Here is a 15732-nt window from a genome sequence, read left to right on the forward strand (position 1 = left end):
CTAAAAGTATGCTTTTTAACATATTAAATCGTTATTTTCTGATTAAGTCAATACTCCACCATAACCAGATTCTACTATTTGACAGGCAATTTGTTCGTAAGCACCAGGATCGTTTGGTATGGTAACTGCTAAACCATCTATATAGCGATTCAACATAGAAAAAGCTGCTGCAATTAAGACTGTATCATGAATTTCCCTATCTGTTGCACCTAGATTTTTTGCTCGTTGAATATTATCTTCAGAAACTTGTTTACCATCAAGTTGCACTTTTGCTGCTATTTTTAGTAGCGCTTTGAGTTTGTCTGTAATATTTGCACTCTCAAAATTTTGGTAAACTGCATCAACTACATTACTATTGTTTTTGAACAGTTGTTTGGCTACTGCTCCATGAACACCTGTGCAAAAGTCGCATTCGTTCCGGTAGGATACATAAGCAGCTATGAGTTCTCGCTCTTCTAGTGATAGGGGTGAGTCTCCTCTCAACAGGGTTTCGGCCAATTCCAACAACAGTTTGCCTGTATCGGGTCGATATTTAACTAAGCCCATCATTCCAGGAAAGTTTGATGGTATATCTATATGTGCCATTTGTCAGTCTTACTCTTTTTCTGTTAACTAAATATTTAGTTAGTAATTACTATAAAGCTATTAAATTTGCTTTGTCAAGAGTTAACAAAGCAAATGCTAATATTAATTAGCTACGGGTCAAGGCCAAGTGTTGGCCATAGCTAAGAGTAGAAAGCTTGGCCTTTTAAGTTCAAGCTAGTAAATTTGTTGGGAGTCTATATACTCGTGAATCATCCAGCCAAAGAAAAATCATTGCCTAACAAGAAACGAAAATTGCGCGATCGAGAAGCAACAAAAGCAGAAATTTTAGATGCTGCTGAAGAGGAATTTGCTAAGTCTGGTTTAGCTGGAGCCAGGATAGACGCGATCGCGGATCGTACAGGAGTAACAAAGGCCATGATTTACTATTACTTCAATAGTAAAGAGGGTTTGTATCAGGAGGTTTTTCAACGACTGGTAAGAGAACTTAATCAAATAATTCATCCGTCGCAACTAGAGAAGTTACCAGCAGAAGTAGCATTGAAAATGTTAGTACGTTCAGCGATCGCCTACGAAGCATCTCATCCCCATAGAGGGAGACTATGGTTTCACGAAGCAATTCAAAATCAGGGTAAATATGGTAAATTAAGTGGTTGGCAAGAAAGTTTTATCTGTTTAGTAAATATTTTAGAACGAGGAATAGCAGAAGGAAGTTTCCGGCAGCTCGATCCATTTTTAACAGCTATTAACATTTTGGGTATTTGTGTATTCTATTTTGATGCCCAGGAAAATCTCAATTATCTCAAGCCAGAACGGCAGCTTTTGAGCCAAGAAATGATTGAAAAACAAACTCAAGAAGCAATCAATCTAGTTCTAGGAGGAGTGCTAATGCATTCAGAAAAATCCTTTCGTTAATTGATAATGGATAATGGATAATGGATAATTGATAATTACCTCTGGTTAAAACCGTTCTTGATTGAAGGTCAGGAAATATCCTAACACTTTTTTTCCCTATCCAAGGGGAGGCTTTAAAGCATAATTATTTAATTATTAATAATTAATAATTAATAATCCTGTAAAGTTGAACTTGTAGAGTTTAAGATAGAGTCAAAATTAAATTACTGTCCTGATAACTGATAACTGATAATTGAAATAACGATCCCCATTAATAAATCATATTTTTTATGCTAAAAAAGAAAGTAGCTAAAATTGTATTAACCTCTGTTTTATTTGTAGTGATTTGCTTAAATATTGGTTACTTTACTCCTAGAAATTGGGATAATAATTCTTGTGATTTGAACTTATTAAATAAGGGTATACCGATATACATTTATAATACAGGTATTCATACAGATATTCTAGTTCCAGTCAAGACTAAAATTTGGGACTGGCAAGAAAATTTAAACTTAAAATTAATAGCTAATCCATCAGCTCCAATAAATTATCTAGCTTTTGGCTTTGGTGATAGAGCTTATTTTCTAGAAACTTATACTGGGACATTATTACCAATTGTAACAAGTTTTCAGGCCCTATTCCTGCCCACACCTTCTGCAATGAGGGTATTAGCTTATCAAAATATTCCTCAACAATATGAAATTAAGTGTGCTATAATTACTCAATCTAATTACCATAGGTTAATGGAATTTATCAATGATTCTTTCCAGTTTGATGCCCAAGGTAATAGAAGAAGTCTGACCATAGACCCTAATTATAGAGTCGGTTTTTATGCAGCAAAAGATACTTATTCAATTTTAAGAGCTTGTAATGATTGGACTGCAGAAGCTCTGAGGTTAGCAGGAGTAAAAACTCCTCTATGGTCAGGACTTTCTAGTTCGATTATGTATCATGTTAACAGTGGGTGCAACTGTTAACAAAAACAGTAGTTTTGAATACAAAATATAAAGTGTATGAATATAATTCCCGCGATCGACATATTAGGTGGACGTTGTGTAAGGTTGTATCAAGGAGATTATGAGCGAACGGAAGTTTTTAACGATAACCCAGTTGATGTAGCAAAAAGGTGGGTAGAAGAAGGAGCAACTAAGCTACATTTAGTAGATTTAGACGGAGCAAAAGCAGGACAACCAGTTAATCAAAAGACCATTGAAGCGATAGTCAAAGCAGTAGATGTACCAGTACAAGTAGGTGGTGGGTTACGCAACTATTCCGCAGTTGCAAGTGTGCTTGCTCTTGGAGTGCAGCAGGCTATTTTAGGTACTGTTGCCTTAGAGCGACCTCAGTTAGTTTCCAACCTTTGCCAAGAGTTTCCCGATCAAATTATTGTTGGTATTGATGCCAGAGATGGTAAGGTCGCCACTAAAGGTTGGTTAGAAACTTCAGAAGTATTAGCAACTGACCTAGCGCGTCAAATGGCCAAACTTAAAGTTGCAGCGATCGTCTACACTGATATTCATCGGGATGGCACTCTCAAAGGTCCAAATATAGAAGCTTTAAGGGAGTTAGCTACTGTAGTCAATATTCCAGTAATTGCTTCTGGTGGTGTTAGTTCAATTACGGATCTGTTAAACTTATTAGCATTAGAACCCATTGGCGTTGACAGTGCAATTGTTGGTCGTGCCTTATACACTGGAGATATTAGTCTCACAGAAGCAAATCAAGCAGTAGGTCAAGGCCGTTGGCAAGATGTCCCTCCCAACTTGGGCTATTCTGCATTTGCGTAATCCTACACCAGTGGTTTTCATGTAAGTAGACCACAAAGTAGGGACGTTGCATGCAACGTCCCTACAAGGCGATCGTTTTTTTTAATAGCGACAAATCTAATAACTAGATTACTTAAATATCTAAAATATATAAAAAAATTAATAGACATCGTGAGTTCAGAAAACCTAGAATTATTTGAAACTGAATATAAAGCTGGTAAACACGCCTTTGAACGCGGTCAATATAGCAAATCATTACAGCATTTAGAAACTGCCCTAGAAAATATTAATCCTAATTCTCGGTTAGGAGGAGATACACAAATCTGGCTAGTGTCAGCATATCAAGCTGCAGGCAAAGTTCAAGAAGCTACCGCCCTTTGTAAAAAACTCACTCATCATTCTTATTTACAAACCAGGCAACAAGCAAAACGTATATTAACTATTCTGGAAGCACCTGTACTGAGAACCCGACCAGAATGGGTGACAAAAATTCCTGACTTAGGCGCAATATCTGAAAGCGATCCTAAAGATCGTAGGGGTAGCGGTTTAGTTTCCCAAGTTAAGTCGCCTCCACCAAAGCCAAAAACTCCTCAGTTAGAAGTTGTCGATCCTAGCAAAGTTAATACAAAAGATAATCAGTTTGTTTGGGTAGCTTTAGTATTGATAATTCTGACTTTGAGTGGGTTGGTTTGGTTGAGTTGATTTTTTGAAGTTCCCGTCGGGAGGTTATACCATGTCCGATTGAACGCTTATAATTTAAGATAGTAGGGGAGTAGGGGAGTAGGGGAGTAGGGGAGTAGGGGAAAAATTAAAATATATCCTCATCATCCGGACATGATATTAAATATTCAGGTGTTGCATAGAGTGCGCGATGAATTGTAGTTTTAGAGAAAGAGGAAGTAAAAGATGAGATTTACTTTTTCTGCAAAGATTCATCCCAAGGTTTCCGCAACGCCAAAAAAATTGAATATAGCAATATTTGTTAAACTGGTCTTATTTTTTTTATTAGTAAATAATATGAATGAATTTGAAACCTCTGACTTGTTACTACCTCTACCAGTAATGCCTTCAGCAGAAAATACATTTGCCCATTATACAATAGTTTGTAGACTACCAGGTGTCATCGAACGAGTCATCAAAGACAATGATTTTCCTCCAGCTATTGTGCAACAATTAGAATCTTTAGTAGCAGATTTATTTGAAGGATGGGTGCGCCCCTTGGCAGAAATTGAAGGACCAGATATAGTTGCCTGGGAATCCTATTTAAAACCTTTTGAGGGCAAAAGCTGGTTTGATTTACCATTTTATTTTGCTGAAGCTTATTTCTTCCGACGTTTACTAGAAGCAACGGATTATTTTGTGCCTGGAATTTGGCAAGGGATAGATCCATTTGGCTATCAAAAACGCTCTAGTTTAGAAAAATCAATGGATGCTATCCGAGCAATTAGCAGTCGCTTTACTGCTTTACCAGAACAGCAGAGTTATCAAACCTCTATAACTACTCTGCTTCAAACTGCTTTATGGGGTAATCAACTCGATCTCAGTTTATGGCCACTTACAGGAGGAGATAATACTCATAGAGACCTTCACCAACAACAAACTCACATTTTAATAGATAATACCTACGATATACTTAACTATTTAAACAATATTCACGGACAACGCATTGATTTAATTATAGATAATGCAAGTTTTGAATTAGTTTGTGATTTTTTTCTGATAGACTTTCTTTTATCTACTCAGACTGCCAATACTGTTTACCTACATTTAAAAGCACACCCAACTTTTGTTTCTGATGCTATGAGTCAGGATGTATTTTACACTCTAGAAAAATTAGCTAATGATATCTCAGAAAATGTCGGAATGTTGGCAACTCGGTTACAAGAATATATTGCTTCTGGTCGTTTAATTTGCCGAGATGACTTTTTCTGGAATGCTCCCCTAGCTTTTTGGGAAATGCCAGAGTCTTTAAGGGAGGAGTTAGGTAAAGCTAGTCTAGTTTTGATTAAAGGAGATGCTAACTATCGAGGCATTCTCGGCGATCGCCACTGGTTATTTACTACGCCTTTGTCAGATATTGCTAATTATTTTCCCACACCATTTGTTGCTTTGCGTACCTTGAAGTCAGAAGTAGCAACCGGGTTAGAACCGGATCAAATCGAAATATTAAGTGAACAGGACCCTTTATGGTTAACCAATGGTCAGTGGGGTGTAATTCAGTTTGTAATACCAGAGTCATATTCACAAGTCAGAAGTCAGTAGGGGCGAATGGCCATTCGCCCCTACATTCGCAGCAGGGACTAAATTTGAGAGAATCGAAAATATCTGCGCTAGTAATGGCGACTGTTATATTTAATATTATATCCGGATGAACAGTGATAAATAATTAGGGAGGAGTCAGGAGGGAAGAGGGGAAAAAGAAAGTATATGCATGAGAAAGTTTTTTTATCACGCTCTTATCCGGACATGACATAACAAGATGTCGCGATGTTTTGGTCTATTAGCTTGGTTTTTCCTCCGCAAATATATTCCAAGCATTCAGTTTGTACAGCATTGAGAAGAAAAGGAAAGGAAAAAGCAACACAACAACTCAACACATAGAATTCATAGAATAGGGCTGGCTGATTAAATCTTAAAGCATTTACAGATAAAGCTTTTAGCCTTTTCAGCTCTTTAATGCACGGTTCCCGAAAAATCAAAAAGGAGCGCATTTTGGGCAAGAGAGTAGCCAAAAAATTACTCCCGTACGGACGCCCTTATGCAACGTCCCTACCTACTCCCCTACTCCCCCGCTCCCCTACTCCTTAAAAAAGACTTTTGAGCGCAAACCCTAGAATATGTATTGGTTCACTACCCCAAAATACATATCTGCTACATCTGCTACTAAATTTATTATTTTGAATGTCAATATTTCCTAATAGTCTAGGTTGAACTCAAACGTTGTCCAACCTAAAATGGAAAATTTAATCACTTAAACAGATAAAAAATGAAATTGGCAGCAAGAGTTGACAAAGTATCACCTTCCCTAACTTTGGCTATCTCAGCTAAAGCAAAAGCAATGAGAGCTGAGGGAATAGATGTCTGTAGTTTTAGTGCCGGGGAACCTGACTTTGATACTCCAGAACACATTAAACTAGCAGCTCAAAAGGCGCTAGAGGCAGGTAAGACAAAATATGGCCCAGCAGCAGGAGAACCTAAACTTAGAGAAGCGATCGCTCAGAAGCTCTCTAGAGAAAATGGCCTAAACTACAAAGCAGAAAATATTATTGTCACGAATGGGGGCAAACATTCTTTGTTTAACCTGATGTTGGCATTAATTGAACCAGGGGATGAGGTTATTATTCCGGCACCCTATTGGTTGAGTTATCCTGATATGGTTAAACTGGCTGGGGGAGAACCAATAATTTTGACCACTGGTGCTGAAACTGGTTATAAGGTTACACCGGAGCAACTGCGTCAAGCTATTACGGATAAAACAAAATTATTTGTGCTTAATTCCCCATCTAACCCAACTGGGATGGTTTATCAACCAGCAGAAATTAAAGCATTAGCAGAAGTAATAGTAGAAAAAGATATTTTAGTAGTCTCAGACGAGATTTATGAAAAAATTATTTATGATGATGTTAAACATCTAAGTATTGGTGCGGTTAGCTCAGATATATTTAAAAATACTATTATTAGTAATGGTTTTGCTAAAGCTTATTCAATGACTGGTTGGCGGATAGGATATTTGGCAGCACCTGTAGAATTGATTAACGCTACAGTGAAAATTCAAAGTCATAGTACCTCCAATGTTTGTACTTTTGCTCAGTATGGAGCGATCGCTGCATTGGAGTCATCTCAAGACTGTGTTGAACAGATGCGTCAAGCTTTTGCTCAACGGCGAGAGATAATTTATCAGTTACTTAATGGTATACCTGGTCTTTCCTGTACTCAACCGGAGGGAGCTTTTTATATGTTTGTCAATATTAGTAAGATTAGTAATAGTTCTCTGGAATTTTGTAACGCTTTGTTGGAACAGGAAAATGTGGCTGTTATTCCTGGTGTTGCTTTCGGAGCAGACGATCATATTCGGATATCTTATGCTACTGACTTAGCAACTATAGAAAAAGGGATGGCAAGGTTGGATAAGTTTGTGCGTAGCATAAGCAAAACGTAGTTTTATTCCAGAACTGAAACTGATGAAATTGCATAGGTTGGGTTGACTTTCAGGAAACCCAACACAGATGGTTTGTTTTTCAAATTAATGATATCAATATTCAGTAGGGGCAGGTTTACAGCCGTTTTCATTTCAGTAGACCACAGTAGGGGCGTTTGCGGAGCATAACCTTAGCAAATGGCATTCGCCCTTACAGGGTTTTGGTTATGACGGTGTGGTTTATCAATCTTAAAAGCGCTGTAATCAACCAAATTGCTAATTATCAAGGCTTTCGGCTAAACCCGCCCCTACAATACCAAAAAATACTCTTCAGGGTATACGGTGAATTTCAAAACCTTCAATTCCTTCAACTTGCTCATACCTAACTAAAACATTCTGAACCACAGCAGGCTTAGGACCTTGATAACACCAGTTAATCATCTTTTTTACAACTTCCTCCCTACCCTCGAAAACAGCTTCTACTCTACCATCAGGTAAATTTTTCACCCAACCATTGATACCTAAACTGACTGCTGTATTTAACGTAGAAAAGCGATAACCAACTCCTTGAACTTTTCCAGAAATCAAAACATGGGCATGAATAAATTCTAAATATTTTGATTGATCTTGCATTCTCATTTATTAAACTACGAATATCTACTATTCATTATACATCAAAATACATCAAAAAAGCAGAGATCATGCTATTATTATATTTTAAATAATTTAATAGAATAGTGTCATTTATAGGTACTCGCAAGCAAAATAAGGAGATAGTCAAAATCATGCTCATAATATCATTGATAGTTAGTACAATTATTAGTTGTCTAGCAGGTATAGGTTGTGCTTATTGGTTATTGGAAAAGCGGTTGAAAAAACAAAGTAAAAATCATGAAAGACAGTTACGAGAAGCTCAAGAAAAAATATATGACATTGAGAAAGCACAGGAAGATGAAATTCAAGAATATCAAGATAAAATTCAACAATTAGAAACAGATTATAAACAAAAAAAACAAGCAGACTCTCAGAAACATACGAGAGAGAAAGTTCAATTAGAAAATCAACTAAAAGAGAAGATTCAATCATTAGAAATTGAATATCTTCAAAAATTAGGATTAGCTGAATCTAAAGCACAAAAAACTATAGAAAATTTGACAGATAAATATTCTCGTCAAATAATAGATTTAGAAAGAAATCATCAACACAAAATCCAAGAAAATAATCAATTTTGGCAAGTAGAATACCACAAAAAGTTCCAAGAATTAGAAGCAATTAATCAGCAAAGAATTCAAGGTTTTACCAAATCTTTAGAAGCCAAGCATCAACAAGAAATTGCTAACTTAGAGAATGAACGTGAGCAACAACTTACAGAAACTATTAAATCTTTAGAAGCCAAGCATCAACATCAGCTCCGAAATAAAATCAAAGAATTAGAAGCAATTAATCAAGAATCTATGTTAGAAACCATGAAATCTATGACTTATAAACATCATAATCAGCTTCAGCAAAAAATTCAAGAATTAAAACAAAACTATGAAACTCAACTTCAAGGAACTGTTAAATCTCTTAAAGCCAAGCATCAACATCAAATTAAGGAACTAACAAATTTAGACTAATAAGAAGTTCCGGAACTTTTGAATTAAATCTAAGGTCTCTTGATAAGCTTTAAGTCTACCACCTTGCTGATAAAGTTCTGCTGCTTTTTGCAAATCTTTTATTGCCTTCAGAAGTTCTTGATTAGCCTTTTTCTTATTTTCCATTTTTTGATAAGTCAGACTATTTTGATAATAAGCATTAGCACGATTATAATAAGCATCAGCATAACCTGGATTAAGTTCAATAGCTTTGGTATAATCTTTAATCGGATTTGGACCTCTAGTTATTGGTTCGTGAGGGTTAACTAATAAACTCTTAGCAATACCCAAATTAAAATATATTTCTGGACTGTTAGGTTCCTTTTCTAAAGCACGATTAAAATTAGCGATCGCCTCCCAAGCATCTCCCCGATCTAAATAAGTTATACCCTTAAAATATAAAGCTTCATAACTTTGGGGATTAATTGTTGAAAAAGGAATACTATTTGTTGGAGTATCATCTAAAATTAAGTCTGAAGGATTAATACCAGCAGCAGATAATTTTCTAATAAAACTATTAATAGGAACTGCTGCATTAAACCCTGTTTTAATTGGCGCTACATCCCCAGAATTAGTTTGAGCAAAGCCAAATTCTCCTTGCCCATGAATACCAATAATACGACCATCTGTATCAAAAACTGGACCCCCACTCATGCCACTCCAAGTAACAGCTTGATAACGTAAAGTATAACCTTCTGGGCGAGTTTTAGGGCGACTGGTTACTAATCCTGGAGATAATTCTGGCGCTCTATCTGTACCAAATAAACCACCAGTGGCAGGATAACCAAAAACATATATTTGGGAACCAATAACTGATTGTTCAGAATTACCTAAAGTTGCCACTGGATAAGTATCATAACTTTCAAATTTAACTATTGCTAAATCTGGTTCTTCATCAGTTGTTTGTAAATTGACTACTTCAATTACTTGATAGTCTTTTTCTTCATTAGTTCTGACACTATATTTAATAGTAGAATCTTGAACAACATGATTAACAGTTAGAACGGTATAAATATTACCATCTTTGGCAATAATTACTCCTGAACCATCACCTAAATTACTATTAATTTGTACTGTAATTGGTGTAGCAATTTCTGCTACTTGTTGAGCATTATTCGCAGTTGCTACTGTCGGGATAGTAATAACAATTGCTGCTACAGTTGCAGTACCTAATAAACAGTTATCAAGAGAATTGAACTTAGAGAAAATCATATTTTTACAGTGATATAATCTAGACAAGTTGAATATTTAGATGTCTATGTTACTATACTTGACGTAAATTTAGATAAATTTGTTCTCGGCATTAGAGACTGTTTTTCATTAATGGATAATGGATAATGGATAATTACCTCTGGTTAAAACCGTAACGGAATTTAAGATAAGGAAATTCAAGAGCACTTTTTTCCCATGGAGGGGGAAGGCTTTTAAGCAAGGTATTTAATTAATAATTATTAATTTTCGGTAATTTCAGTTATCAGTACCTCCACCTTAAACCGGAGGCTTGAAAACCAGAATTTTCTTTTTCATTCCCTTAAAAGAGGAGGTTTGATATTTTATTTCATGGTCAAGCCAATATTAAGAAGGTTAGGAAAGTTGGGCGGTAAATATGGAACTTCATACATCAGTATAATACCATAATTTGTACTTGACCATTACTATGCAAGACTACCCAAAATAATATGTATAGCCCTGTTGATTAGTTAGCAAATTCGTAAACCATAATAGTCAGAATTGTTTGGGAAAATTTACTTGCTTCAGTTCCACCTCCGTTTAATTTTGCATACTTACTTAATAGATGTAAAATAGTATAAACCCGGCAAATTTTACCTAGTAATTTTTGGAAATGTTAGAAAGTAAAAACAAAAATCAAGATATTCATCGGTTTAGTATTTATAGGATAGTAAATTTTTTAGCAGGGGTTGTATTCTGTTGTTTATTAATTCTGACCAGTGGTTGTCGCCCAACATTATTAAACTCTCAGAGTAATAATAACTCAAAATTAGTATTAGTTAGCCCTAGTCCGCCAACTACTTTTAATTATGCGATATCTCGTTTTCCCTATAGCATTTTTAGATATATTTACGAAGGATTAATATCAGAAAATGGTTTGACTGGAGAATTAGAACCTGCCTTAGCAGAATCTTGGATTTTGTCTGAAGATAAAAAGCGAATTATCTTTACTTTGCGGTCAGAATTAAAATGGTCTGATGGAGAACCTCTGACTGCTGATGATGTTGTTTTTACCTATCAAGATATTTATCTCAACCAAAAAATTCCTACTGTCTATAGAGACTTTTTAAAAATTGGCAGTAGTGGTAGTTTTCCCTCAGTAAAAAAAATAGATAAACAAAGAGTAGAATTTATTTTGCCAGAACCATTTGCGCCATTTATCAGATACATTGGAAGATTAAAAATTTTACCAGATCATGCTTTAAGGGATACTATTTTTTCAACTGACACTGATGGAAAACCTCTATTTTTATCAACCTGGAATACAAACACACAACCAGAAAAAATTATTAGCAATGGTGCATTTAGGTTGAAAAATTATATCCCTTCCCAAAGAATAGTTTTACAGAAAAATCCCTTCTATTGGCGTTCCGATTCAGTCAGTAACTCTCTTCCTTATATTGATAAAATTATCATCCAAATTCTTCAATCAACTGACAATCAATTGCTGAGATTTCGTTCAGGAGAATTAGATAGTATTGGAGTAAATGCCGAAGCATTTCAATTACTTAAACGAGAAGAAAAACGAGGGAAATATAAGATTTATAATGGTGGTCCTCAGTTTGTTCATAAATTTGTTGGTTTTAATCTTAATCAAGGAAGAAATTCTCAAGGTAAACCTTTTTTAAACCCAATTAAGTCTCGTTGGTTTAATAATTTAGCATTTCGGCAAGCAGTTGCTTATGCTATTAATCGCCAAGAAATTAATAACAATATTTATCGCGGTTTAGGGAAAATACAACATTCTGCTCTGGCAGTACAAAGTCCTTATTATTTATCTCCAGAAGCAGGATTAAAGGTCTATGACTATAATCCGGAAAAGGCAAAAAAAATATTGTTAGATGCTGGTTTTCAATATAATAATACAAATGAATTATTAGATGAGGATGGCAACCGAGTAGAATTTACAATTTTAGTCAAATCAGAAGAAAAACTACGGATAGATACAGCAGTTCAAATTAAAGAATATTTAAGTCATATCGGGATTAAAGCAAATTTACAGGTACTCAACTTCAACACTGTTTTACAAAAGCTATTATCTAGTCGAGATTGGGAATGTTATGTCGGAGCATTTGGTGTTTCTGGTGCTGACCTTGAACCTAATTTACTATCCTTATTTTGGTTAAGTAATGGTTCATTTCATCAATTTAATTTAGGTTCTAAACCTGGTGAACCAAGGATGAAAAATTGGCAAGTCTCTGATTGGGAAAAAGAAATTGACCGTTTGTTTATTGCTGGATATCAGACAGTAGATGAAAATAAACGACGAGAAATCTATGGAGAATTTCAACAAATTGTTGCCGAACAATTACCTGTATTTTTTTTAGTAAATCCTCTTTCACTCCAAGCAGTTCGTAATCATATTGATAATTTAAAATTTTCTGCCATTGGCGGAGCTTTTTGGAATATTGATGAATTAAAAATTCAGGAAAAATAAACAGTAGAGTCAAACAAGGAAGAATCTATTGGAAAAAGTTTGCCACAAATAAGTTTTAGTTAGTAGGTGATAGGTAAATCTTAATGAGGTGCCTAAATCCTGTTTTTAAGAGTCTCATTACCTAAATTTTATTTGTAAAATTATTTTATAAATTTGCTATACCAGTGAATAGAAAGCCTTTTTAATTCTGAGTTTCAAAGTAATAGTATAGCTGCCTATTTTTTTATATTCTATGTTCCTATTTTGACTATAACTATCTATGGATAAATTTGGTATTATACCAATTCCCATGCATTAACACTATACTTGGATAAAACTTCAGTTATTAAGTAATTAAACTAAGATAATTACTTTTTTGTTAGAAAAGAGCAATTTTAGCATTAATTATTCTTGTTTGTACGGACGCCCTTATGCAACGTCCCTACCTCTTTGTACGGACGTTGCACAGGCAAAAATGCGTTTTCCGTTCCGGAATGCTGCCTTTTCCAGAGGAGCTGCGCTAACGCTTTTTCCTTCCGAATGCTAGCGCAAACATGTCGCGCAGCGTTAACGGAGTTGTGCGAAGCAAAACGCAAATATGTCGCGCAGCGTTACCGTTTGCGGAGCATTCCGTCAGGAAAGTTGTGCGCCAGCTAAACGTCCCTACACTCCCCTACTCCCCTACTTCAATCAAATATAGAAAAGTTTTTGAGAAATGGTATTATAGTACTACGCATTTAGGGTGCGGACATTGGTAAATCACGTTTGTGGAACATTTGGGTACCGAAAACTCACTCAGAGATTACTTTTAACTTTTGACTGGCGCGTAGCGCTATACCTCTTGCCTTTTGCCTTGTCTTAAAAACCAGTTTAAAAACATAAAAGCTTGTCTCATTTGACCGAATAATTAATAATTAATAATTAAATAATTCAGCTTTATTAGCCTCCCTATTTCAAGGGAAATAAAAGTGCTAGGATATTTCCTTATATTCAATTCCGTTACGGTTTTAACGGCTAGGTAATTATCCATTAATGAAGGATATTTCTGTATTTTTCCCAAAAAGATTCTCCAAAAGTATCTTTTAGTGCTATTATAATCAAAAGTTTTATTTGCTTACAGAGAAAGATGAAGAAAAAAAACCTAGCAATAACATTAGCGACAGTTGTTTTTCTAGCAGCCTGTGATGCTGGTGATAATAGTCATATTAAACTGAGGAATTATTGGTATCCAGGTAGAATTAATCAGAGAAAAGTGAGAGTGAAAAATCATGATAAAACTAATATTAATACCAGTTTTGTGATAAGTTCTTGTCAAGAATTTATGGAAGATGAAATGGGATTTCCAAGTAATGGGCGGTGGTCATCTGTAGATGATATAACTCAAACTCAATTGGGTTGGGAATGGCGAGGTTGGGTAGAATTTGATGGAGAAAGAAGCAATTTTGTTTGTAATATCAATAATAATGAAGTAACAGCATATACCCACAAACAAGAAAAATATCCTTATAGTGTTCCTGATACTTTATATGAGCATGAAAATAAGAACAATAACAGTAGTATTGTGAGTTCTTGTCAAAAATTTATGGAAGATGAAATGGGATTTCCGAGAAATGGGAACTGGTCTTCTCAAAAAGATGTGAGAAAAACTAGAGAAGGTTGGGAGTGGCAAGGATGGGTAGATGTCTATGGAGAACGAAATAAGTTTGTATGTACTGTTGATAATAATGGAGTGAGAGTCAGCACTAATTTTGAAGATTCTTATAATTATGAATATGAATATAACTATACCTATTAGTAAGTATCTATATCTATAAATAAGTAGCTTAGTTTAATTAGATGTCACTATATTAGTATGACTGGAATGGAGTAGAAATAACCAATCTCAATGATTTTAACAGATGCTTCCTGAAAGTTCATACTTAGGTTTATTTGTGCCTACCTACCGATCAAATTTCAGAAGGTCATAAAGATATAATCCCAACAATACTTTGTTACTCACTAGGATAAATTTCCGGATTATGTATTTTTTTATAAGTTGCAAAACTACTTTTAACTTGATAATAAATTACATAAATAAACCAAGAAAGGTAACAGAAAACTAATCAAGATAGCTTTGAACATGATTATATTTCTGTCTTGCTTGGTTGAGATTCAAATTTTTAGATGAGTAAAAAGGATAAAATCCTAATAAAACAGATAGTAATGCCGTAATTATTGTGGAATAAAAAAATTTTTCGGGCATGATAACTAACTCCTTTTTTTAGCTTGTACCAATTTCCTAACCTTTATAAGTAGTTTTATAACTGTGAATATACTTACATAGGTATTGTATAAATAGCAAGTATTTATTCAGAACTTTACTGAATCTTCATAAAAATAGCTGAATACCTGAAAATACCATAAACTTTTCCTCAATACCTTGACGCAAAATCAAAAGTAAAAGTTTTACTATCACTAAGTTTTATAGTTTGAGAATATCCTAAAGGTAATCGTAACTGCTATACCTAATATTGAATACTGCTTTGTTGTTTTAAGTATTATCTTAAAAGTAAGATTTGCAGATATTCAGTGATACAATCTGGATAAATTTTTGCTACAAATCGTAGTTTAAGTGTTGCCTATCAACACAGTTTTGTAGCATTATTTTTGAGAACTGGTATAATTCATACTCATCTTATAATTTTTTACTGTTTGCCCACCTTATTAGGAATCCAATCAACTTAAAAAACGTTTTAGAGAAATACTGGAGGGAATAGGTAGTCAAATTGAACCTTTATCTCTTGAAAATTTGGAAAGGTTAGGGGAAGATTTTTTCGACTTCAACAGTCTGGAAGATTATTTAGTTCTACCAATTACTAAAAGTAATGCTATACTTCACCGAGACTTCAACACTCAAGTAATTAGCCAGATTAAAAGTCAGTTTTTGACAATCATCAGCCAAGATTGAGAAATTATCTGACTTTTTCTAGGGAAGATTCTTACTTGTCAACCTCCAGTAAAATCTTTTATGGCGATATACGCAATAGTCGTTAAAGTTCTGTTCGGCAAAGAAGAGAATTGAGAAATTATCTGACTTTTTCTAGGGAAGATTCTTACTTGTCAACCTCCAGT

The 15732-nt window shown here is 34.7% G+C and carries 13 protein-coding genes and 1 pseudogene; 10 read left to right on the forward strand and 4 right to left on the reverse strand.

The window, feature by feature from the left end; all coding sequences use genetic code 11:
• Nucleotides 1-42: 42 nt before the first annotated feature.
• A complete protein-coding gene (locus ACP6PK_RS26190) occupies nt 43-585 on the reverse strand; it encodes a carboxymuconolactone decarboxylase family protein (protein ID WP_094673066.1) in 543 nt (180 codons plus the stop codon).
• A gap of 204 nt (nt 586-789) precedes the next feature.
• On the opposite strand from ACP6PK_RS26190, the gene ACP6PK_RS26195 reads away from it, so the two are divergent.
• The 6 genes from ACP6PK_RS26195 (at nt 790) to ACP6PK_RS26220 (ending at nt 7362) form a co-directional block, all read left to right on the forward strand.
• The gene (locus ACP6PK_RS26195; protein ID WP_094673067.1) at nt 790-1458 is read left to right on the forward strand and encodes a TetR/AcrR family transcriptional regulator; all 669 of its coding nucleotides are present in this window, start codon (nt 790-792) and stop codon (nt 1456-1458) included.
• A gap of 269 nt (nt 1459-1727) precedes the next feature.
• Entirely contained in the window at nt 1728-2414 is a 687-nt protein-coding gene (locus ACP6PK_RS26200) for a DUF2459 domain-containing protein (protein WP_426563997.1), read from the forward strand.
• A gap of 36 nt (nt 2415-2450) precedes the next feature.
• Nucleotides 2451-3224: a 1-(5-phosphoribosyl)-5-[(5-phosphoribosylamino)methylideneamino]imidazole-4-carboxamide isomerase gene (gene hisA, locus ACP6PK_RS26205; RefSeq protein WP_426563999.1), complete on the forward strand. Its 774-nt coding sequence runs from the start codon at nt 2451-2453 to the stop codon at nt 3222-3224.
• A 150-nt stretch (nt 3225-3374) separates the two neighbouring features.
• Nucleotides 3375-3905: a tol-pal system YbgF family protein gene (locus ACP6PK_RS26210; RefSeq protein ID WP_094671035.1), complete on the forward strand. Its 531-nt coding sequence runs from the start codon at nt 3375-3377 to the stop codon at nt 3903-3905.
• Nucleotides 3906-4220: 315 nt separating this feature from the next.
• The gene (locus ACP6PK_RS26215) at nt 4221-5465 is read left to right on the forward strand and encodes a damage-control phosphatase ARMT1 family protein (protein ID WP_426564001.1); all 1245 of its coding nucleotides are present in this window, start codon (nt 4221-4223) and stop codon (nt 5463-5465) included.
• 724 nt (nt 5466-6189) lie between these two features.
• On the forward strand, nt 6190-7362 hold the full coding sequence (locus ACP6PK_RS26220) for a pyridoxal phosphate-dependent aminotransferase (protein WP_426564003.1): 1173 nt from the start codon (nt 6190-6192) through the stop codon (nt 7360-7362).
• 309 nt (nt 7363-7671) lie between these two features.
• Here the strand turns inward: ACP6PK_RS26220 and ACP6PK_RS26225 are convergent, their stop codons facing one another.
• Nucleotides 7672-7974 (reverse strand): acylphosphatase, encoded by a 303-nt coding sequence (locus tag ACP6PK_RS26225; protein WP_426564005.1) that lies wholly within the window; start codon nt 7972-7974, stop codon nt 7672-7674.
• 152 nt (nt 7975-8126) lie between these two features.
• Between ACP6PK_RS26225 and ACP6PK_RS26230 the strand changes: the two genes are divergently transcribed.
• Entirely contained in the window at nt 8127-8957 is an 831-nt protein-coding gene (locus ACP6PK_RS26230) for a hypothetical protein (protein WP_426564007.1), read from the forward strand.
• Here ACP6PK_RS26230 and ACP6PK_RS26235 read toward each other — a convergent pair.
• Nucleotides 8949-10187 (reverse strand): tetratricopeptide repeat-containing S1 family peptidase, encoded by a 1239-nt coding sequence (locus ACP6PK_RS26235; RefSeq protein ID WP_426564009.1) that lies wholly within the window; start codon nt 10185-10187, stop codon nt 8949-8951. The two genes, ACP6PK_RS26230 and ACP6PK_RS26235, sit on opposite strands and share 9 nt — an antisense overlap.
• 631 nt (nt 10188-10818) lie before the next feature.
• Between ACP6PK_RS26235 and ACP6PK_RS26240 the strand changes: the two genes are divergently transcribed.
• Both ACP6PK_RS26240 and ACP6PK_RS26245 read left to right on the forward strand, forming a co-directional pair.
• Complete coding sequence (locus ACP6PK_RS26240) at nt 10819-12642, forward strand: ABC transporter substrate-binding protein (RefSeq protein WP_426564011.1); 1824 nt, start codon at nt 10819-10821, stop codon at nt 12640-12642.
• Nucleotides 12643-13747: 1105 nt separating this feature from the next.
• Entirely contained in the window at nt 13748-14416 is a 669-nt protein-coding gene (locus ACP6PK_RS26245) for a hypothetical protein (protein WP_426564013.1), read from the forward strand.
• 303 nt (nt 14417-14719) lie between these two features.
• Here the strand turns inward: ACP6PK_RS26245 and ACP6PK_RS26250 are convergent, their stop codons facing one another.
• Nucleotides 14720-14863, reverse strand: coding sequence for a hypothetical protein (locus tag ACP6PK_RS26250; RefSeq protein ID WP_426564015.1), 144 nt, complete (start codon nt 14861-14863; stop codon nt 14720-14722).
• 486 nt (nt 14864-15349) lie between these two features.
• On the opposite strand from ACP6PK_RS26250, the pseudogene ACP6PK_RS26255 reads away from it, so the two are divergent.
• Nucleotides 15350-15568: pseudogene (locus ACP6PK_RS26255) on the forward strand (DUF4351 domain-containing protein); the annotation flags it as partial.
• Nucleotides 15569-15732: the final 164 nt, after the last annotated feature.

The sequence above is a fragment of the Dapis hubbardiae BLCC-M172 genome (assembly GCF_050016015.1).
Taxonomy (GTDB): Bacteria; Cyanobacteriota; Cyanobacteriia; order Cyanobacteriales; family Microcoleaceae; genus Trichodesmium.